The 20,933-nt window shown below is 48.6% G+C and carries 13 protein-coding genes; 1 reads left to right on the plus strand and 12 read right to left on the minus strand.

Annotated elements, in window-relative coordinates; translation table 11 throughout:
- Nucleotides 1–38 precede the first annotated feature (38 nt).
- The 10 genes from LAP85_05965 to LAP85_06010 form a co-directional block, all read right to left on the minus strand.
- Nucleotides 39–1,859, minus strand: coding sequence for a hypothetical protein (locus LAP85_05965; GenBank protein MBZ5495930.1), 1,821 nt, complete (start codon nucleotides 1,857–1,859; stop codon nucleotides 39–41).
- Between the two features lie 339 nt (nucleotides 1,860–2,198).
- Nucleotides 2,199–2,972 (minus strand): glycosyltransferase family 2 protein, encoded by a 774-nt coding sequence (locus LAP85_05970; GenBank protein MBZ5495931.1) that lies wholly within the window; start codon nucleotides 2,970–2,972, stop codon nucleotides 2,199–2,201.
- On the minus strand, nucleotides 2,957–4,300 hold the full coding sequence (locus tag LAP85_05975; GenBank protein MBZ5495932.1) for an FAD-dependent oxidoreductase: 1,344 nt from the start codon (nucleotides 4,298–4,300) through the stop codon (nucleotides 2,957–2,959). Before LAP85_05975 ends, LAP85_05970 begins: the two co-directional genes overlap by 16 nt.
- Nucleotides 4,301–4,439: 139 nt before the next feature.
- Complete coding sequence (locus LAP85_05980) at nucleotides 4,440–5,078, minus strand: hypothetical protein (GenBank protein MBZ5495933.1); 639 nt, start codon at nucleotides 5,076–5,078, stop codon at nucleotides 4,440–4,442.
- Between the two features lie 379 nt (nucleotides 5,079–5,457).
- Nucleotides 5,458–6,945: a B12-binding domain-containing radical SAM protein gene (locus LAP85_05985; protein ID MBZ5495934.1), complete on the minus strand. Its 1,488-nt coding sequence runs from the start codon at nucleotides 6,943–6,945 to the stop codon at nucleotides 5,458–5,460.
- A 221-nt stretch (nucleotides 6,946–7,166) separates the two neighbouring features.
- Nucleotides 7,167–8,705 carry a glycosyltransferase family 39 protein gene (locus LAP85_05990; GenBank protein ID MBZ5495935.1) on the minus strand — a complete coding sequence of 513 codons (1,539 nt, stop codon included), beginning with the start codon at nucleotides 8,703–8,705 and terminating at the stop codon, nucleotides 7,167–7,169.
- The gene (locus LAP85_05995) at nucleotides 8,702–9,979 is read right to left on the minus strand and encodes a DUF2029 domain-containing protein (GenBank protein MBZ5495936.1); all 1,278 of its coding nucleotides are present in this window, start codon (nucleotides 9,977–9,979) and stop codon (nucleotides 8,702–8,704) included. The genes LAP85_05990 and LAP85_05995 overlap by 4 nt, the downstream gene beginning before the upstream one ends.
- Nucleotides 9,980–10,512: 533 nt before the next feature.
- Nucleotides 10,513–11,178, minus strand: a complete 666-nt coding sequence (locus LAP85_06000) for a transposase (protein MBZ5495937.1) — start codon at nucleotides 11,176–11,178, stop codon at nucleotides 10,513–10,515.
- Nucleotides 11,179–11,380: 202 nt separating this feature from the next.
- Nucleotides 11,381–13,489 carry a sulfatase-like hydrolase/transferase gene (locus tag LAP85_06005; protein ID MBZ5495938.1) on the minus strand — a complete coding sequence of 703 codons (2,109 nt, stop codon included), beginning with the start codon at nucleotides 13,487–13,489 and terminating at the stop codon, nucleotides 11,381–11,383.
- A gap of 320 nt (nucleotides 13,490–13,809) precedes the next feature.
- Entirely contained in the window at nucleotides 13,810–15,738 is a 1,929-nt protein-coding gene (locus LAP85_06010) for a glycosyltransferase family 39 protein (GenBank protein MBZ5495939.1), read from the minus strand.
- Between the two features lie 300 nt (nucleotides 15,739–16,038).
- Here LAP85_06010 and LAP85_06015 point away from each other — a divergent pair, with 300 nt between their 5' ends.
- On the plus strand, nucleotides 16,039–16,476 hold the full coding sequence (locus LAP85_06015; GenBank protein MBZ5495940.1) for a transposase: 438 nt from the start codon (nucleotides 16,039–16,041) through the stop codon (nucleotides 16,474–16,476).
- Nucleotides 16,477–16,921: 445 nt separating this feature from the next.
- Here the strand turns inward: LAP85_06015 and LAP85_06020 are convergent, their stop codons facing one another.
- Nucleotides 16,922–19,390, minus strand: a complete 2,469-nt coding sequence (locus LAP85_06020) for a sulfatase (protein MBZ5495941.1) — start codon at nucleotides 19,388–19,390, stop codon at nucleotides 16,922–16,924.
- A gap of 96 nt (nucleotides 19,391–19,486) precedes the next feature.
- Nucleotides 19,487–20,875, minus strand: coding sequence for a hypothetical protein (locus tag LAP85_06025; protein ID MBZ5495942.1), 1,389 nt, complete (start codon nucleotides 20,873–20,875; stop codon nucleotides 19,487–19,489).
- Nucleotides 20,876–20,933 lie beyond the last annotated feature (58 nt).

A 20,933-nucleotide genomic window follows, 5' to 3' on the forward strand; every position in this document is an offset into this window, starting at 1 on the left:
ATTGTTGATTATGTAGATTTTGAGTTGGGGATCGAAAATCATATATAAAGCCTCATGTGGTTCCCACCCTCCTCAGGCGATTTTTTCCCGACTCTTCGACGCGCGCTCAGCAGATATCCCGAACACGCTGCATTTTGCAGCCCAAAGTGACCTGCGAGCCACCTGGGATTCTTTCTTTTGCCTTGAGCCCAACCAGACAATCCTGCGGTTGCCCCAAAATTCTCCCTTTTTGTCATCGGCATTAAACCTTCCTTAGAGGTACCCGTATCCCCATTTCTCAACCATACGTTGCCGACATTATTCCAAACCCTCATACAAACAAGAGTGGATATCATGCTATATCCTCCTCCGAGGACAACTTGCGGAAAATACATCACACATGGAAGTGCCTCGCCTGCAGAAATCGTACCAGTAAAGGTAGTGACACTTTCCTTTCTCAGCGCATAAACAAAAAGGGTTTTATTTACTAAGATCGAGCCTAAATTGACTGCGTCCTCATAAGAAGAAGTACGGATTACATCGAGCTTGGAAATTCCTCCCTGGTTTCTGATCGCAAAAGTCACCGTATGCTCGGCCTTACCTTTATTGATGGCTTCCACGGTAAACTGATGATTTGCTTCATGTTTAAAGGCAGTGACGTATAGGTCGTTAGTGCCAGCCACTGTTGCACTGATCCTTTTTGCCCCCGGGCGGATGTACCTGGTATATTGACTTAATGCCCGTCCGTATTTCAAAACATCAACCATTCCATCCGTAACACTGTCCGCGAATATTCCGTCTTCAGAGTGGGCCGTAGCACTCCAAACAAAATAGTTTGTAGCGTTTCCGTACACTTGCGCATTGTATATCATCTTGCTGTATTCCAATACTTTGTCAATTTGGGTAGTTCCAAATGCCCATTCCGTCATCCATAATGCTAACCCCCGATTCCTAACAAGATTGTCCTGAGCAAGATCAACGAAACCGCTGATAGCATTGTCTGCCTTGCCATTTGCAACTGTGGCATAACCGTGGAACGCACCTCGAAACAAACAGCTTCCTGCAACCGGATCCTGGAGTATCGTCTGCAAATAATTCTCTGATCCCGATGCAGAAGCGTCTTCCGGTGCAAGAATCTTCGTATTAAAATCTTCCTGCTGCAATCGGGAAGCGACTGCTTTGATGCCGGCGGTTAATTCCGCAGGCGACCAGTACGTCATGATTCCATCAGGACCAGGTTCATTTTGAAGTGAAATATAATCAAAAGTAAGACCGTAGTTGTTTTGTGCATAATGAAGGAGTGCAGTCCAATATTCGGCAACTTCTTCATAAATCCTGGAATCAGAGGAACGGATGTGATTGTTGGGCAGATTATAAGCAGGTCCATCAGTTGCCCAATCCATCACGTTATAATTATATTCCACCACAACCAATTTCAAGCCGGCGTCCTGGAGTGCCTTGGCTCGCTCGAAATATAAAAAATGTTTACCGAATTGTTTATTGTACGAAATCCAATTGTAATGAAAAGGATCGCGGTCGTCGTTGGAAACCTCTTCGGGAGGATGCAACACCATGGCATAGTCATAACCCAGACCTTTTATCTCCTTCGCAACATCCGGGAATGGAATAGGATAATTTGGTGGCCACGTTTTGGTCCAGGGCGCGTACACGTGCGCGGTAATACCCCATCCTTCGATTGTTTGATATCCAACAGCGCCGTCGACTATCACACTGGCAACTTGGCCATCAGCACCCTTGAACGCACCTTCATCAGCACGGGGAGGAGAACAATTTTCCCCTAAAAAAAGGCCGAGGGAGGAGAAGAGCACGAGAGTGATATAAATATATAAGGCGACGGTGAATCTGGTACGAGGTTTCATGGCAAACCCAACTAAATTTAGAAGCCACCGACGTACCCATTACCGCATGCCCCGTGCGGGCAGGTCGCGAGATAGAACCTGCGGTCCGGAAATCATCGCCAAGAAGTCCGTGCCCGTTATACTTTGGCTCAACCGGCGAGGATACCACTATTTCATTGCTATCGGGCCTGGCAGCGCGTCGGGCCGGATGCGCAGGAAGCACTCAATTCAGATATTGCACCGGCGGGGTGATGAGCATCGAGCTATTGTCACTGACGATCTACCGACAACCAGGTCACCCATTTCTGAATTCATCGCCACGGAACAACTGCCGCCCGTGCTGGAGTGCAGTGCCTTGAACTAACTCCCTGGCAAAACAGAGGCCGGTTGCCGTCCCGCCTGATTGAGCGCTCGAACATGACTCCATGCTGACCAGCGAAACCTGAGAAACTGCACCAAAGCCCGCATACAAAAGCGAAGCAGTTTAAAGTAACGAATACTGCAGGCGCCGGTCGTCCGCGGCAAATGTCGGATGTTTGTCTCAACAATCTTCTCCAGACTTCCCTTTGCTGCGATGCAGAGAAGCAAGGAAGGAGTCAAGCTGTCATCCGGTATCAACCTTCTGATTCTCTGGTAGAAATCCCATGTCATCAACTTGAAAGGTGCGTTCACGTCCCGGCACGCTACCCCAAAGACGGCAAGGATACCGTATCGGAGAAGGCGTGCGATGACGATGCGATGCGACGGATCGTGACGTTTCTTCCGCACACCCGTAAGGAATTCGGATTCATGACGTCTTTGCCATAGAATCCAAAAGTCCGCAGGATCAGTTTGTCCATCGCTGTCCATAAGAAAAACATACTCGCACTCGGCTCGATCCGCACCATATAACAAAGCGTCGCCGTGGCCCCCGTTTGATTTGTGCAGCGGAATCACCTGGGGATATTTCCTAGCGAGATCGTCGATCAATTTAGCCGTCCGGTCCGTACTTCCATCATCTACAGCAAGCAGCTTGGACCCTGGCAGTTTTGCGAGAATCGCCGCATGGATACTCTCAATAATCTGCACAATGCACTGCTCTTCGTTGTAAATCGGCATGACAATCGAGAGCGCAGCCCTCATTTCAGATGCCATTCCTTTTCTTCCTTTCCATCAATAATGAAGTCAACTACGTCAATTCCCTGTTTGTAGGAGTGATCCATATTTCCAATCTCATACATCCACGCCCCGAATCTACCTCTTGAATATGCTCGATGTTCCATAAGATACAACTGGATAACCCGCAATGCCTCGTTCCTGCCCAGGGTAGGTACAGGATATGCGTAGTCAACCTTCATTACATGGGAAGATGCCCTCTCCGACCCCGTCGGCACAAATCCGACATTATGGAGGCCCTCCCATGTGCGTACTTCGACCGCCTCCTGCTTTTCAGACTTGCAATCCGAAAAAGACGTTTCACACATGAATGCACAATATCGGTCCGTGCGACCCAGGGGCACATTGAAGGGGGAATAATGTGCAAAATTTGTCACGCGATTGAAAGGAAGACTCAATTCAGGAAAATACATCCAGCACCAATTTCCCTTCAATGGCATTGTCACTCCACATCCAACGGCATACGTACCTGAATGACGGAGCAAACTCGCGCATTGCAGGACGCATTCGGGTACACCTTCAATCAATCTCACAAGAACATCAACTGGCATCGAGGTGATCAAATGTTCGTAGCGCACCCTCGACCCATCATTCAGACAGATGGTGCGCTCAGCGAGATTGACTCCAACAACTTCCTTGTTGTACTTCAACTTTTGTTTTGGCAGGCTGGCAGCCAACCGCCGAAATATTTCTCCCGTTCCCCCCCTCAAGGGAAATACAAATGTTCTGTTTGGCCCCCAATCATCATCCGCCTGACGCAACAGAACACCCTTCAATGCCTCCTCAAAGCTGACTATGCTTACACGCTCATCAATCCAGTCCGACGACATTTTCTCCGCTTCCGTAGCCCAGACCTTCCAATTGTACGGCCTCATGAACAGATTTACGATATCCTCTCCGAACGTTTGCACCATCCACTCATTGAAAGGCATCGTGGCTTTCCCACCCTTGGCAGTCATTAAGCCTAACAAGGTCCGGAGTGCTTTATCAGATGGAAGATGGCCAAGATTGTTCTGAAAGGGATAGGGGACCTCGCAATTCCCGATTTTGATGAAACTCTTTCTTCGATGGTACAGAAGTTCGCCACCGCACTGCTCTTCGAGCATGCGGTCAAATTCCTCATAATGCGAGAAAATCACGTGGCCGCCTACGTCCCAGGTAAAGCCCTTATCATCAACAAAGGAAGCCGACAATCCTCCAGCGAAGCTTTGCCGTTCGAAGAGAATCCAATCATCGAAGCGGCAGTCAGTAAGCCTTTTTGCTGCACCCAGACCGCAGGGACCTGCCCCAATGATGACAATTTTCATGACGAGCTCAGTATCTTAACCTATTCTCGCTGCATGAAAGCGCACAGTCTTTCCAGTCATGTTTTTGATCTTCATCGGCACAAAAGACATGCTACTTTCAACAAAATTCTCCCCAGCGCACAAATCCTTCAAAATGTTGCTATTCAAGATGGAAACCGTCTAGATAAAGCGAGAAGGGGTTCGCCGGCTGCTCCGCAATCAGCATGATCCGCCGGATTGCGGTCATATCCATCCGATGCGCCGCCAACGCCCCAAGAGAAATGTGGATGGCGTTGATGCCGGGTCTGATTGTGAGCTCAGTGTCGTATGAATGCTCGCTACTGTAATGCATATCCTGAATGGTCAGAGCCAGCCTCACCGCGCTTGAAAGGTCGGAATAGACAGTGAACCCTAATTGCCCCCACCCTGTCCAGTCCGGGTATAACTCATCGATGACGAAAACCGAATACCTAGCAGGCTCGAATGTGACCTTACCCATCCGCTTGCCCCTTGGTTCTGCGGCACCATCAGGTGCAGCAGCGATTTCAAACTTTGCGTCGTCCGGCCTGCATCTGCGCAAATCCCAGACTGAATCGAAATCAAAAAGGATGGGAAAGGATCTGTTCCGATGAATGGTCTCCATCCCTGACAGGATTGGTGGCTTGAAAACCGCAAGAAGAACAGCCAGCGCGGAGAACCGCAGCAGCCAGCGGAATGCCACCGGAAACTTGTGGATAATGGTGTAGTGAAATACGAGAAATGAAGCCGCCCCGAGAAAATCGGCAACCGCATCCCTCACCTCGGCATCCCCTCCTTCGGCCCCCTGAACCAATTCCGTTAGAATCCCAATAAGCGCAGTGAAAAACAGCACAATGAGGTATTCCCACACCGTGTATTTTCGTTTCCGCGGTGCAAGTCTCAGCAGAACCAGAGCTGCAACACCGAACAACGGTGCGTGTCCAGCGTTGAACAAGTCATCGATGAAGCGGCCGTGTGCCGGCACTGGAATGCTCAAAATCAGGCTCAAGACCAAGGCTGCGGTCGCTATAGGGCCGACTTTCATTTGGGTACCTCATGACAGCGAGAATTTCGTCTGAACAAAAGACTCATATATGCCACTGACTTCACCGCTCGCCCAGAGCCACAAGCGTGACTGAGCGCAAAAAGTAGCATAATCTCTAAACTTCAGTCTCGGAATTCTCCGCAAAAATCTTATATGCCTTTGTCTTCGGGTTGCTGACCTCAAGAAGGTTTGAAAAAATCGATTTGCAGAACAGCCTTGCTCCACGAACTATGATTCCGGGATTTGAGAAGATCAGCCTTGTCAATCTCTGAAGATTATTCAAATCCAAAAACACCTTCAAAAGGCAAATCAGCCGAAAAACCGGATACTTCTGCGCCCTTAGCAGAGTGGCCTTAAACCGATTCACGTCTGACAAGTTAAAGGTCGACGTTTCAATATGGATCGTATCACTAATTAAATGGTCGTACTTTTCCCAGGTGTTTGCCCCCAGAAGTCCCTGCGCTCTGAGCCTCTGATGCAAAAATGTTCCTGGGTATGGAGTTGTCACACAGATATTGGAGCTGAAAGGCCTTATCGTTTTAAGAAGGTCTTTTGTCTCCTCTACTGTTTGCCTAGTTTCTCCCTCACTTCCTATCATCAGGTAAGCATGTGTCAGCATTCCCTCTTCATGGCAAATCCTGAAGACTTCCTTTATTTTCTCTACCCGGATTCCCTTTTGAAGAAGGTCGAGTATCTTTTGACTTCCTGACTCAACGCCCAGTGCAATCATAAAGCATCCAGCTGATTTCAGCTTTTTGATAATTTTTCGATCGAGCAAGCTGACTCGCGATTGGCATCTCCAGAAAATATCGATTTTTTCGTCCCTGATTCTTTCACATAAATCGATCACCCTTTTGCGGTTTGTGACAAAAGTGTCGTCCGAAACAACGAAAAAGTCGAGTTTGAACTTCTCCTTCATCATTTGGATCTGCCTGATCACATAGTCACTGCTATGAAATCTGACTTTTTTCCCAAACATTTTTTCCAGCGTCGGTTGACAAAATATGCATTCTCCAGGGCAGCCGCGTGATGTGACAAGAGACAACTCGCGGAAACCTTTCGCCCTGAAATACCTTTCATAAGGAAATAACGATTGATCCGGAAAAGGCAGTTCGTCCAGATTCTCAATCTTCTCGATATCGGCGGTTATGGTAACCCTGTCATCCTTATCCCGAAATGCAATCCCCTTGATTCCTGCAAGATCCCCGTCATTCTCCAGCGCCTTAATGACCAATGGGAATGAGATTTCTGCTTCGCCCATGCAGACAACCTCTGCACCTAATTCCTTCAGGGTTTCCTCTGGGAGGACACTAGCATGCGGACCTCCAAGCACGAATTTCGCATGTTTGTCGCGACTCCGAATCGTATCAATGCATCTCTTTGTCGTGCCATACAAAGAAGATGTAAGTGAAATCCCGTAAATGTCCCCTTGCCCATTCAATGAATGGATCTGGCGCCAAGCTTCGTCAAAAGTGAGATCAACCATTTCAACAGCGAAACCTTGCTGCTTGAGCACAGCGCCTAAACTGGCCAATCCTAATGGCGGGTATAAGGCGGACTGCTTTGTAACTTCCGCAGGCCATATTAGAAACGTTCTTTTCATGTTATAAGCCTCTCGAGCCTGTTCTTCGGCTTTGCCCGGAAGCGCCAGGTCTCCACGGAAAAACAATTGATCCAAAGACCCCAGCGCTGCGTCACTTCCATCAAAAATATCTCTTCCCGATTATGCCTAACGCAACACGCCTTTCCCAATCATCTGCTGCCTTCACGTCGACCGTTCCTAAGAAAATACACTGCATGAAAATCGCCCAAAAACGAAGACATTCAATTCTTCATAGAAAAAACCAAAATCAAAACATGATAGAACGTTTTTCTTTCCGCGAGTCTCGCTGTACCTTGCATTCCTGCGATCAGCTTCTCGGGCATGATATCAGAATTAAACGTAGCAATGATAATCCTCTTTGATTGCCCACCTAATCTTTGTACTTCCTTCGAAAGTTTATCCGAGAAATCCTCCCTCGATATCCAATTTATTCCAACGCCTCTTATGTTTGTTCCGGGCCTGACATAGCGTTCCAAAGCAACCCTATTGGCGGCTCTGCACACAAAAACAGCATCTCCTTCCTGCACGTAACTGGAAAGATACTCTCCTGCACCTTTCCAATCGTCTTTTTTATATGTATGAACCCATAGCAGGCTCGAAAAGGAACCGAGCAGAACAGCGAGTATTAGGATTACATTTGATATCAATTTCAGACTCGCAAACGTATGGGCATATTTGAGCCCGAAGACAGCGATGATCGGTACACCAAGGGCCGCCGGAAGAAAAATTCTCAGCAGCCAGATGGGAAGAACAACTTGAGACAGGACAAAGATGCCAATCGGATATGCGAATAAAGAAGCAGCCAGAATCGTTCCTTTTATGAGCTGTTGCTTGAAAATATAGAAAGTTCCAAAGGTTAACAATAGCCAAATCGGAAGCACGGCAAGGACATAGAGTAATCTCGGCAGTTGGAAAGGCAGATCCAGTTTCCAGACCCCAGTCACCTGAACGAAAATGAGGCCCACACTCCAAAGAGACGGCTTGCCGACCCAGTAGGGAAAACCGGGGAACACCGTGGGATTGTTTAACTGTTTCCAAAAGAAAGGCAACCAGGGCGAATAGACTAAAAAGGTGACCATTCCAGAGGCAATCCATCCCCATAGGCGCCTCTTATTCAACTGTTTATAGACCAAGGATATGGCCAAATAAGCCACATTTAGCAGAGCGCAGTAAACGAACGCCACATGGTGGACATATAGCACAAGGGCCTGAATCATGCCGAAGGTGAGATAGAGGCGCATTCCCATTTGGCTATGAGCGCGAAGCAGAAATCCGAGAGCGAAGGAAGCCAGCGCGAACCACATGCCATAGGGTCGAACCTCTTGGGAATAATAGACATGCAAGGGGAGCACCGCCGTCAAAAGAACCGCTAGATTGGAGTATTTCATGCTCCAGTTCAGTCCGTAACGGCATAGAAAGAACACCCCTGCCAACCCCATAGTTCCCCAAATCACACTAAACAGACGGACGGAATAATCCGTATTGCCGAATTGGACAATCCAAGAATGAAGCAGGATATAAAACAGAGGAGGATGTATGTCGTGAGTCACCCTGCGCAGCATGTTTACGAATCCCTCAATGGCGGCGATTTTCACGCAAAGAGCTTCATCAAGCCACAAACCTCTTTCCGTCAACAAATAAAGCCGAATGCACAAACCGAAGAGGATGATCAAAACCGTGGTACCCCATAATATCCACGACCGCCGGCCATTTGCTAAATAGCTGTCTGCGTTTGCCTTAAAGACGCCGTCAGCCATCATGAAATCTCGCAGGAAGACTCCGCTTTAATCAAACCCACCAAGCTCCACGCAGAATATGCCCAGAGCACTAGCGCGGCATACAATTTTACAGAAATGAGCAGCGTCAGCAGTCCTTGCCGCAAAATGGGGGATCCGAGGTTAACGTTCCATGCAATCATAACCATCGACAATCCGACGAGGATTTTAACAACGAAAGGATCCTCGGACTCCACCGAGTGATATCCAAGGAACACGATGGCCGGAAGACACAGGGTGAGATGATGTTCCCAGGAAAAGGGGCCAACCAGAAACATGGTCAGGAGAAAAAAGGAAAATTGCAGGTTAATACAATCTTTTGCAGCTTTTCCTTTTGAGGACAGAACGCAGGTGGCGATTGCCGTCGCGACAAGAAGGAACGCAATGGGGTACATCAGCAGCCTAACAAGAGCGGGATTATGGGTCCATATTTCGTTGTATTGGTTTTGAATGAAGATCCGAGATAAAAATCCATTGATGCTTTGATTCCATGGCGAGGTGGGAGAAAGCACACCCATTGCGGCGCGGCCATACCCCCCAGATGGGACTACTTTTGTCAGCCAGTCGAACCAGGCACCACTAGGCAAACAAACCCAGCTGATGCCGATATACCCCCCCACCAGCCCTACCGTCCAGGCCACGATTGTATATCTCCGTCTCGCCAGAAAATAGAAAAGAAGCAACGCTGGGTAGGTTTTTGTGGCAATAGCTATGGAGAGCGGAAGGGCGACAAAGAAGGGTTTACTCTGAGAGAGCCATGCGTACCAAGCCAGGCAGATAAAAACCAGCACGGCCAAGTTAATCTGGCCGAGAGCGATCGTCTTCTGAACGGGCTGGAAAGAGAGCACATAAACTAAGGCAAAAATAAAAAAGGGCCGCTTGGCATCGAAATCAAAGATCTTGAAAAAGCTGAGATATATAAAAATCAAGATACAAACATGACTGACACACAGCATCAGTGCTTGGGCTGCATCGAAACTAAGCAACGAAAAAGGATAACAAAAAAGAAGACTAGTCGGAGGATAAAGATAGGGTGGACCAATGAACACTCCATCACGCACAAGCAGCTTATAATCGTAGGGGGAGAGGCCCTTTGCGAAAGTTATCTTGGCGGCCGAATAATACGAGGGAAAATCGATAGTGGCATTGGATACAAGGGAATATCCATATTTGTAGAGAAAGGGGATATACAATAGTGTGAAGAGAACGAAGTATAACAATTGCTCTTTTCTATTATCGCCTGTCATATCGAAATTCAATCATAAAGCCTGCACAAACATCACCGTCGGACTGTCTTGCTAAAGTTTTCCAGATCGAAACGGTGCAACAGCCGACGCGCGGATTCTTCGCGGCTTAACAGGATACTGAAAAAAACCGATCTTCGGCAATTTGTCCCTTCACTATGGCTTTCAACGAGTTTATGCGCAGGATTTTAGGTGGCTTTTATGCTCGGGGCAGAGGATCTGCCATCCCGATCTGCCATGGCCAGCCTGCTGACCAGGCACTTCTCCCGCTTTTATCCGGCGGCCTCTATCAGATTTCGCATCCTGACCAGGTTGTAGACCGCGACTCCAAGGGTAAACATTCATTCAACTCGGTCACTTCCTCGATGCGTCGTCGTTCGGAGCATTCCGACTGTCTTCAACCGCCCGAAAATTTCCACCACTCGTTTGCGCTTACATTGATTGATCGGATATCCAGGATGCCTCGTGGTGCGCTTCATCAATGGAACCTGCCCTGTTTATCGTGTTATGGGCGATATGAGGGGTCACATCCATGCTTCTGGTCTGCTTCACAGATTCCTTCGTATCGTAAACCTTGTCGCCCCCGAGGTTACGCGCCTTTTCCCTGGCAATTCGCCAGGCATGTCGACGGCAGCCGGTCGTACCGCCGTTCCCATTGCCTTCGTGACTCGTGCATTGACGACAAGACCGTTTCGGTTTTGCATCACCACATGCCCCTGCCAGCACAGCTTCGATTCCTGGCCTTTGGCTTTCTTATAGAGTCTCGCATCTGGATCCGCGGTCGATGGATGAGTCTTGTTCGATCTCTTCTCACCCTTGAAATCAACCGTTGGATTTACAGAATCGTCTGTAGCATCAACGGTATTGTTCCCTTTTTTCTTGAAGCTTTTCTGTCCTGCCCAAGGCTCAATCGGGGTGCCGTCTACGGTGAAATGCTCGTCGGACAGGAGTCGCTGTTCCCGGGCATGACAGAGGACTCTTTCAAAAAAGGCACTGGCAATGTCTCCGTCAAGCAGCCCGTCTCGATTCTTGCCGAAAACCGTCACATCCCAAACCTTTTCATCCAGACTCAATCCGACAAACCAGCGGAACAACAGGTCGTAATCAAGACTGTTCCATGAGGAGCGGCTCACTGCGAACGGAGTAAAGCACCTGAAGCAGAAGAGTGCGCAGGAGTCTTTCGGGCGCAATCGATGGGCGATCGGTTTTGGCATACAGGCTCTCAAAAAGCGGTGACAGATTTTTGAGAACCACATCGACCATCGTGCGAACCGCTATTAAAGGTAGAGTTGGTAAACACCATCCCCGGGATTTGCCGCTTTGCTGTCAGTCCAAGGGCAGTTGGGAAAAACCCAGGCATCGAAGGCAAGGGTATGGTGCGATAGATGGGCACCGCAATTCTCGCGGCAACGCCGCCTATCGAACATATCCAAGCGAACGGAGCTTCTCTAAGGCTGGCGTAGAGAGCCGATGCCTGCCCGTAGCGTCTCTGGGGGTGAGGAACCACGCGTTCCAATACTGTGCCGCTACTGACTGGCACTGTTTGAGCATATCGGGTCTGGCGTCAATAAGGTTGCGGGTTTCTTCCGGGTCAGCAGCTAGATCGTAAAACTCTTCGTGGCCGGGAATCACCACCCGATCTGCGAACCAAGGCGATGTGCGAATGTATTTCCACTCTGGTGTTCGAATGGAAAGCAAGCTCTTACCGCCCTGGATTCGCCCTTCAAATATAACGGATACCGCAATATGGGAACCACTAAGGTCTGCGGAGGCGGTGAGCTGGTTCATGAGCGACCGGCCGTCGGATTTCCCAGGTGACGGAATTCCAAGGTAACTCAGGACGCTGGGAAAGATGTCAACCAGCTGCGTCATATTGGTATGCCTGGTCCCCGCATCTCTACCGTCGGGGAATCGGAGGATCAAAGGCACCCTCAAGTCTTCGTCGTACAGGCAAACGCCGTGATCAAAATAATAATTGTGCTCCGTCAGGCTCTCTCCGTGGTCCGAAGTGAAAATAAGCAGAGTGCTTTCAGAAAGGTGAAGCGCATCCAATTCGGCAAGGAGTCCGCCGATCTGTTCGTCAACATAACTGACCTCGCCGGCATAGAGGGCCTTGATATGATTGAGATCTTTTGGGCTTTGGATCATTTCCAAACGCTCGCGGAGAGGAAAAACGTGGAAATCCCCGTTTGCCTTCCCGGTATACTTGGCATCGTACATCTTATTGTAGGGTGCAGGCGGAGTGTAGGGGGAGTGCGGGTCGAAGAGGTGCAGCCACAGGAAAAACGGCGCGCCGCTGTTCGATCTCAGCCACAGTCTGGCAGCATTGGTAACATTATCAGCGCGGCGTTCATATTTGGACACCCGAGACAGGAGATGCGCAGATTGAGGCAAGTTAAGCAGCAGGCTCGAGAAACCGCGAGTCGTGCATGCTTCCGGAATAAACCAGTGAGTGCTGAAGTCGTCGTCGTAAAGCTCGAATTCCTCCATCAACCGGCAGACGTCGCGCTTCAGCGTAAAACCACTTATGAAGGCGGCGGTTTTGTATCCGTTTTGCGAGAGAATTCGCGGCAAGGTGAGTACGCCTGATTCCAAGTCAATCGGATTGTTAAGAACTACACCATGGTTTCCCGGGTAAAGTCCGGTCAGTATGCTAGTATGGGACGGATTCGTAAAAGGGGTGGGGCTAATGGTGTTCTCGAACAGCACGCCCTGCCGAGCGATCTGGTCGATGAAAGGGGTCCTCACGGTTCCGTTGCCGTAACATCCAAGATGATCGGCCCTTAAAGTGTCCACTGTTATCAAAAGAATATTAGTTCTTTTCGATGCCCCAGTCCCGGCCAGTGGATTTCTGTACGGAAACAAAAACCATACAAAACCCAGAAATAACATAACGAGAGCGACGCCTGCCGGCACATACCGCCTGAACATACGCAAGGAACAACATAAGAACGGCACAGTCGATACGGCAAGCGCGATAAACACAAGCAACGCTCCGGCAGGCTGAATCCCGTGTTTCAACGGACCCGATATTGTTACTTTAAGTAACAGCCCGCATAGGAGCAGCAGGTTTATTCCGCTCCAGAACACAGGCGCTTTCACCAACCGATACCGGTCGGCGATCCACACGCATATCCCGAAAGCAATTATGACCACGAACAAAGTCAAAACGTGCTCCCAATAGGCATCACTCGCCTCCTCCGAGGGAATCAGTACGATCCAGAGGCATATCGCCAGCGAGGCCGCTCCCCGCCACATACGCCTCGCATTGCTTTTCCTAAACAAACCGACATACACGAACCTGGCTGCAGCAAAACCGATCACTGATACACCACCGATAATACACGCGCAGCACCATGACACCGCGACAAAAACCAATTCCGAGGTCATCGGTAGTCCCGACACTTGCGCCATCGTCCCTGCAACACTGATCGCACCGAAGCACGCGCCAATCATAGCGCCGCTGAGTATCTCCCTGAAAAACGTCGCCAATTCCAGCCTTGCATCCTCGAATACTTTCGTCATAAACAACCACCTAGAAAAGCCACAACCAACAAGATTTACCTCCCCTCCTGCCCTGCACACCAAAAGTTACAACAGCAGCAAAAGCTCCCCTCCATTTTTCAGTCCAACCGATAATTTATCTCGCTCTCCCCAATTTGCACCGCCGTATGCAGCTCAAGCAAGACAATAAAATCCGTTCCTCCGTTTTACGCCAGGCCACCGTGACCGACCTTCCACTTTAATCATCCCAAAGCACTCTAGCCCTCAAGCAAGACCCAAATTCCGAAATGAGCCCAAATTTTAAATAATCCCCTTTTTTTGGCGCCAAGTCTTATATGATCTCATCTCCAGCCCAACCCATCTATCAATCCCTTTATCATTTCCCCATTTAAATCCGTAACTTTTATCGCATATCCGTAATATGCTCCTCCTTGATACAGCACTTTCACCACAACCTTATTCCACCCATTTTTCAAGTTAACGGCGATCCTGTCTTGATCACCAATCCACAAACGCCTACCTGTTTCCTGCGAAAATACTTTACCACCATTTATCCATATAGTAGCACCATCATCCACCATCACCCAAAGGTTCACCATTTGTGCCCTGGGAGAATAGATATTTGTAAAGGCATATGTAACTTTTCCAGTCGACGGGTTTTCTATCTTTTTCAAATCAATAACGGCTGCCGCGCCGTAAACATCCCGCAAGTGCTTTGAACCCTCCATAAAATCACTACCGCTTAACGCTCCCAGACCATTTCTCTCAAGTTTGCCTGTCACCTCCGAATCCGCGAGCTGCCATTTCTTTAAATAACCCCGATCAAACAAATATTTCGGATTTATCCAGTCCGCATCTTTTTCCACCACTTCAGCCCGCTGTGTATAATCACCGAGGTGTTTGTAGCATTCTACCAAATTAGAACGAACATATGCTGACCCCGGGGCGTATTTCATTGCTTTTTCTAAATTCCCAGCCGCCGATTTATAATCACCCATCAGGATCGCGTCATGTGCAAGATTGGTATAGAATTTCCCAAGAAATTCCGGGCGGCGAATATACGTATGATCATGTATAGATAAGAATGCCACTGCACTTCCTAGCAGGTATACCGATGCGGCCACAGGGATACAGCGTATCTGCCACTTACCCTCCCACATCTTTGCGAATAAGTTACCTGCAAGTATCAAAGCAGGAATTGTGCTTAAAGAAGCCCAATAGAAACTGAAATTGCCAAACGGTCCCAACGAAGCACAGAAGGTAAAAAATAGAAAAATGAAACAAAACACAGTCAACATCAGTTTGATAAATTCATCGCGTCGCTCACGAAAAGCCGTAACCACCCCTAACAAGCAAATCACGCCTAAAACCCAATGCATCGTAGGATATGCAAAAGGCCAGACATGACCCTTTCCCATGCCGCCGACCAGACCGATAATATCTGAAACGAACCAAATAAACAGTTCGCCGAGATACAGGCTTAGGGAAAGCAGGCTGATACCATGGAACTGGGCCGCCTTATTAAGGTGAAGGAAGATACTGCTTCCCTGGTTCACAAGATTCCAATATAAATCAGGCGATATAAATATTAAAAATAGTACTATAGCGGCATATGTCTCCCACTGATGCAGCCATCTGAGCAGGCGCCCCGTGATCAAAAGATATATAAGACAAATTGCTAATAGAAAGAAGGCCGACTCCTCACACAGGTAGGCTAGGCCGATACTTGCACCTGTAAAAAGGATGTACTTTTTATCCTTTAAGGATTTCCAGAAAAACAAAAGAGACAAAGATGCGAAAAATAGAAGCGGGCCTATCTGGACGATGGTCCTCGAGAGATGGATATGAAATTGACTTACGGATAATAAAAATGAGCTGAAAAGCGCCGCTGATTTGCTAAGTGCACTATGCGCGAGGAGATATACTATCACAATTGTAGACGAGCATAATAATACTTGAAGAGACCTGTAGCTCACACGTTCAGCGATGTATTCAGGAAGAAACATCAGAAAATGTTTGTTAAATATAAGCGTGCTCAGTTTAATAATATAGACCTCAAGAAAAGGATGATGATCACCATGCATGACCAGATTAAATGTGCTCGGAGAGAACGATATTTTGTCCGCTATTGACAACCACTGTCTTTCGTCAAAAGCAAAATATACCGATAAACTGCCAATCGTTCTAAGGAACAGGCCCAAGGAAAATATCGCCCAAAGCATCCAGTTTGCCTTGGCAACTTGTTTTATATGTTCGACATTGCAGATCATGCTCTATCCTCACGTCGCCGGAACTCTGCAATCAAACTATGAATCCCAAAAGTATCCCCATACATATGCCCTGCAGCCCCAAAATGCTCATGCCTCAAAAGGAGCGCTCGCCATTCTGATGAGAATCATAGCGAAGCTGAAAGCCAGTTTCGCGAAAACCAAGATGCCGCTTCGCCTTGAGAGCGGGTTTGTAAACCGCGATCTCGCGCGTCTCAAAATGCAAGACGGCGAATAGATCATCGCTATGCCATGCGACGCCAGGCTGCTCAAGCGGGCTCGCAGACTGATGGGAAAGTCCGCATGCAATCCCGTAGCATCGGGGCGGGCGATAATGTCTTTACGGAAGCCATTTACACGGCCAGCAAATGGCCTCATCGCCGGCAGATCACCATCAAAGCCGAAATAGTTCGCGAACACGGACACTGCCCCACAAATAATTCTCAACTTGTTATTGGCAACCTATACTGCAAATCCGAAACCGTTTATCAGATCTGCCGTGGAAAAGGCGAAGCCGAAAACCGGGTCAAGGAACCACACCACGTCGTGAAACTCCATCGCACAAGTTGCACGAATTTCTGCGCCAACCCATTCCGCGTTCTCATGAAGGCGGCAGCTTGCTCCTCACGCACGAGATGCGGCGACTGGCGGCAGACACCGTCTTCGCCCCTGGGCAAGTTACGACGCTGCGCAAAAGCCTGTTCAAGACTGCCGCCTCGGGATAAACTCCCCCTCACATAATTGTGATTCATTTTCTGGGCCACCATCCGTAACTTGTAGCCTGGCAATATCTGGCTCACGCGGCGGGACCACTTTCCAGACAGAATCTCCTTGATAACTCGGACATCTCAAGTAGGCCTTCTCCACGCTTTGAGAAGCGGTGCGTTCTCATTCCTACATTTAAGCGGCAATTCTGCCCCTAGTCCGAGAATTTCATCGACCAGATGCGCCAATATGGCAATTTGAATCCCGCCATCGTCACCACACAGGCTCAGACAAAGCATTCGGTTTTCCTTCTGCTCCATCATGGATTAGGCGGGTTAATACCATCCGCCGCTACTAAACCAGACTGGTCCTCATGACACTCAACAACTTCTCCCGAAGTTACCCCATCCGTCTACAGGGCTCTTATCATCATAACCATGGTCCTTCCGGGTTATAAATAGTTAGAATCAGATTGAGGGTCTCACTTAACGTAACCTAAGGCCTTAAGACGTTCCTGGGTTTCAGGATTAAGCTTGTGAATTGTATCTCGTTTTTCCTTAGTAAATTTCCTCCAAGCTTCTATGTCGTTTTTTTGCAAACCTGTCATAACCGTTGCATATTTATATTTGATATAGATGTCGGGGAGAAAGGACACCGCTGGGCTGCTCTCGTTATGATCATCCTTGAAGTTGAACAGCTCCAATCGAAATAAAGCAGGTAAACGCCAACTCCCTTTAAAAAGCGATGCGGAGCTGATCAAATGCCAGTTCCGGAAGAAAAGCGAGCCAGACAAGCGCGGTGTCCTTTGTGTCGATGACATTCCGTCCACTTCTTCCGAAACTGCAATACGGTTATCCCAGTATGACAGCCTGCGACCCTCAATGAGGTCGAGTAAGGAATCACCTTGAAATACGAGGTTACTCGTATCGACCCGTGCCAAGTCGAGAATCGTAGGCATTATATCGATCAGCTGCACCGTCTGCGATATCCGTCTGCTCGCGTGAAAGCGAGCCGGATAAACAAAGTTCAATTGTGGATGGATTGTCTCAATGTATCCAGGTTCTCCATGGCTCCACAAACCACGTTCACCGAGATGTTCTCCGTGATCTGCCATAAACACCAACAGTGTGTCCTGGTAAATCCCTAAAGTTCGAAGGGTTTCAATTAACTTTGGCAAAAGAGCATCATTATGGCGAATGGCGCCGTCATACAGCAACCGCCGTCCTTCATCCGTCGGTTGTTTCACGTACTCCGGATCCAAGTATGTACGCTCGACCGGCTTCCCCTTTGATTGGGCATCCCTGTACCAGCTGTCAAAGGGTTTTGGCGGGTCATAAGGCCCTGCCGGATGATGGAGGTGGAGGTAAAGAAAAAAGTTCCGCTGCCTCTGCGATTCCAGCCAGCCTTTCAGGCGCTCTCCGAAAACTCCTTCCGTCTCCAGTCCCAGCGCCGCCTCGTCGAACAATTGGCTATATCCCTGATGCATGCCCGCCCACGCGCCAGCGTTTGGGTTTTGAATAAAAGCCCCGGTGACAAAGCCCTGGCTGCGCATAATCTCCGCAAGAGTTAGGAATTCGTCTCCCAGCATATCAGAAAAGTGCCAGACACCAGTCACGGTCGGCATAAGAGAGGTCATCAGCGACGGAACAGACGGGCGCGTCCAACAACCCTGGGAAATCGCGTTTTCGAAGACAATCCCGCACTCTGCAAACAGTTTGTCCTTAACAGGAGTAGTAGGCAATTTGTAGCCATTGCCTGAAAGGTGATCTGCCCGCAAAGCGTCCTCTAAAATTATAATGACATTGAAACGTCGCTCTGGCTCCGAATAAAGAATAGGGTTACTCCATAAAGCAACATTTTTTTGCGAACCGCTTACTCGCAAGATGATCTTCACCTTCTTGCCTCTCCACACCTCTAAAGGCAGCCGGGCATCGTACCACATGGAGGAATTGCTCACGGTCCTGGAATACACTATCGCTTCCCTTTGACCACTTTCGACAGAGATCTCAAAGTTAATCGGCTCATTGTTCACCAGAATCGCAGTGCCGAAATCGAGAAAAGGTGACCCTTCAGGGACCTCCAGAGAGTACTCCAAAGCTTGTGGCACAAGCATATACAAAATCTTTCGCATCTCATTCCCAACAACCTCGTAGTCGGTGCCATTGATTTGTTTCAAATATCTGGCGTACGTCGAATAAAAACGAATGAAGTCAATCTCGACAACAACTCCATCACTCAGTGAGGGACGCAAAAGAATCCGTTTTATTTTTTGATCGCTCCTTAAATCGCGCTTGATCACATCCTTTAAGTTAACTTCGTATATGTGGAAGTCACCATCTGCAATCAGATCCAAATGGACTTGCTTCCTCCATATTTTCTCCTGCAAAGAGGGAGCCTGAAATTCACTATATTCAAGCCAGGCCACAATCATTCGTGCTGGCTTATTAGCCCGTGCACGAATAACGACCTCTCCGAGCTCATTTCTAGGAACTTCAAATGGCATTTCATTCGTAAAAAAGTCCTCATTTTTCTGCTCAATTGTAGCGATACCGTCCTTCACCTTAATTGTTGATTGGCCTAAAGCAGAAATAAGGTTTGGCCGGCTGGCGTCCCCAAACTCCAAGCCGTAAACTATTCCAGCTAAATCCTTCTGGAGAGGAAGAGAAGGTTTTTCACGCACCGCAGCGTTCCTTAACATCTCGTCGAGGCGAAGGAAAGAACCAATATTTGGATTTTTGGGCAGCTTTGCAAGCGCTTGATCTTGGTAGCCCGGCCGCGCGACATCACGAACACGACGCGACCGTTCGATCAGGTTCCGTGCACTGTTGTCAAAGACACCAGTGGCAAAACGAAGAGCATTCATCGTGTGCAAACAAAGCAGCGCAGCGACGAAAAGCAAACTGACGATTAAAACTCGTCTAGCAATCTTATGAAAAGGCCTGCCTTGCATTATTCATTTACCTCCCCATCAAAACACAATCTCTCTCCAAGACGAAACTCGTTGCAAACCTAGCCGCGAGTGCGCCTGGCGCATCGCTCCCCCGTGTTATAACCCGAACCGCAAAATATATATGGAGTTAAGTTTATCAACGGATGTGATTTCGCCGCCCTCACGCAAGCGGTTTAATTGGCTGTTTGCGATGTAATAGAATTCATTACCGACGATAACGCCAGTTGTGGGCATCTCAAAAATGGGGTTGCCGGATTCGATGATGCGCCAACCCGCCACACAATCTGCGCTGTGTGTCGGAAACGCCTTGTACTTCCCGCCCTTGTTCGCCTTCTCCGGTCGCTTCTGGGGGTCAGTCGTGGGGCGCAGATAAAACTGAATGATTCGGCCCTTCCAATTATCGCTCTGAATTGCCACCAGACTTCCTCTATGGTAATAGAGGCCATCGATTCCGCAAAGCGTCATTGCTTCTGGTGGCGTGAGTATGACTTCTGATCTGGTTGCTAAATCGATCGCAGAGATTCCTTCCTCGTGCGCGACATAAAGGAATTGCTCATTTTCGGATATGGCAATTCCATTGGGATAGGTAAAAGTCTTTGGTTTTATAAATACTTCAATGGAATCCTTGGCTCTGGAAATCCTGTACACTGCCCCAAACAGGCTGTCTGTGACAAAGAGGTCTCCACTCGAAGTTACGACCATATCGTTAAATGCATGATCCGCAATTATTTCCCGCGGAGTATACTTCTTTAAGAACTTCTTCTGGTCCAGATCGTACGCGAACACTCCACTCTCAACGGGGCGTCCCGTAACGCCCAGCCTCAGCTCACCAGTCGCAGCACTATTAATCCAGAGGATTCTGCGTTCGGCATCGACCCGTATGCCGGCCACATTCCACAAACCATCCTGCCCTTCGGTAACAAAGTCGTTCACGCACCCATCTTTCGCAATGCTGAGAATTTTGCGTTTATAATAGCTTCCGATGTAAAAAGTCTCCCTGACCGGATCAAAAGCAATCCCTTCCGGCATCAGGTCCTTCTCAGCAAGGCAGAACGCTATTTCGCTGTTGTGAACGGGTGTTTTCCTCTCTTGTACCATTTTCATAATGCGGCCAAAAGCATCAAGATTTCTCAGGCAACTGAAATCGGGATCCCCTGGCAATTCAAAATAATAGCCCAGGTTCAACGCTCTAGCCAGCCAGGTTAGAGCCGCTTCCTTCTGTCCCTTGAGTGCGCAAGCGCGTGCCAGTGTAAACATCATCTTCGGATTATTCGGAGCGAGACTTACGGCTGCCTCAAGATTTTCGACAAAAGCGGTATACTCGTGTATCTGATATTTGGTGACACCTTGGGTATAGTAGTACAAAACGTTCTTCTTCAGCTCGGCTTGCTTCGCACCGGAGGATCTCTTAAAAAGCATTGTGGCTGCCAGCAGAATAGAGATTCCAGCGACGGCGAGCGTCCTGGTGCTGCAGAGCTGCTTCATAGTATGGAATCTTTTGTTTAGTAGCGGCGCAACCTGATCACGCATGCCGGTGCAGTAA

The sequence above is a fragment of the Terriglobia bacterium genome (genome assembly GCA_020072565.1).
Taxonomy (GTDB): domain Bacteria; phylum Acidobacteriota; class UBA6911; order UBA6911; family UBA6911; genus JAFNAG01.

Excerpts from the sequence above, each read along its gene's own strand:
- LAP85_05965 (MBZ5495930.1), bottom strand. The coding sequence starts at position 1,859 with ATGAAACCTCGTACCAGATTCACCGTCGCCTTATATATTTATATCACT.
- LAP85_05970 (MBZ5495931.1), bottom strand. The coding sequence starts at position 2,972 with ATGGCATCTGAAATGAGGGCTGCGCTCTCGATTGTCATGCCGATTTAC.
- LAP85_05975 (MBZ5495932.1), bottom strand. The coding sequence starts at position 4,300 with ATGAAAATTGTCATCATTGGGGCAGGTCCCTGCGGTCTGGGTGCAGCA.
- LAP85_05985 (MBZ5495934.1), bottom strand. The coding sequence starts at position 6,945 with ATGAAAAGAACGTTTCTAATATGGCCTGCGGAAGTTACAAAGCAGTCC.
- LAP85_05990 (MBZ5495935.1), bottom strand. The coding sequence starts at position 8,705 with ATGATGGCTGACGGCGTCTTTAAGGCAAACGCAGACAGCTATTTAGCA.
- LAP85_06000 (MBZ5495937.1), bottom strand. The coding sequence starts at position 11,178 with ATGCCAAAACCGATCGCCCATCGATTGCGCCCGAAAGACTCCTGCGCA.
- LAP85_06005 (MBZ5495938.1), bottom strand. The coding sequence starts at position 13,489 with ATGACGAAAGTATTCGAGGATGCAAGGCTGGAATTGGCGACGTTTTTC.
- LAP85_06010 (MBZ5495939.1), bottom strand. The coding sequence starts at position 15,738 with ATGATCTGCAATGTCGAACATATAAAACAAGTTGCCAAGGCAAACTGG.
- LAP85_06015 (MBZ5495940.1), top strand. The coding sequence starts at position 16,039 with ATGCAATCCCGTAGCATCGGGGCGGGCGATAATGTCTTTACGGAAGCC.
- LAP85_06020 (MBZ5495941.1), bottom strand. The coding sequence starts at position 19,390 with ATGCAAGGCAGGCCTTTTCATAAGATTGCTAGACGAGTTTTAATCGTC.
- LAP85_06025 (MBZ5495942.1), bottom strand. The coding sequence starts at position 20,875 with ATGAAGCAGCTCTGCAGCACCAGGACGCTCGCCGTCGCTGGAATCTCT.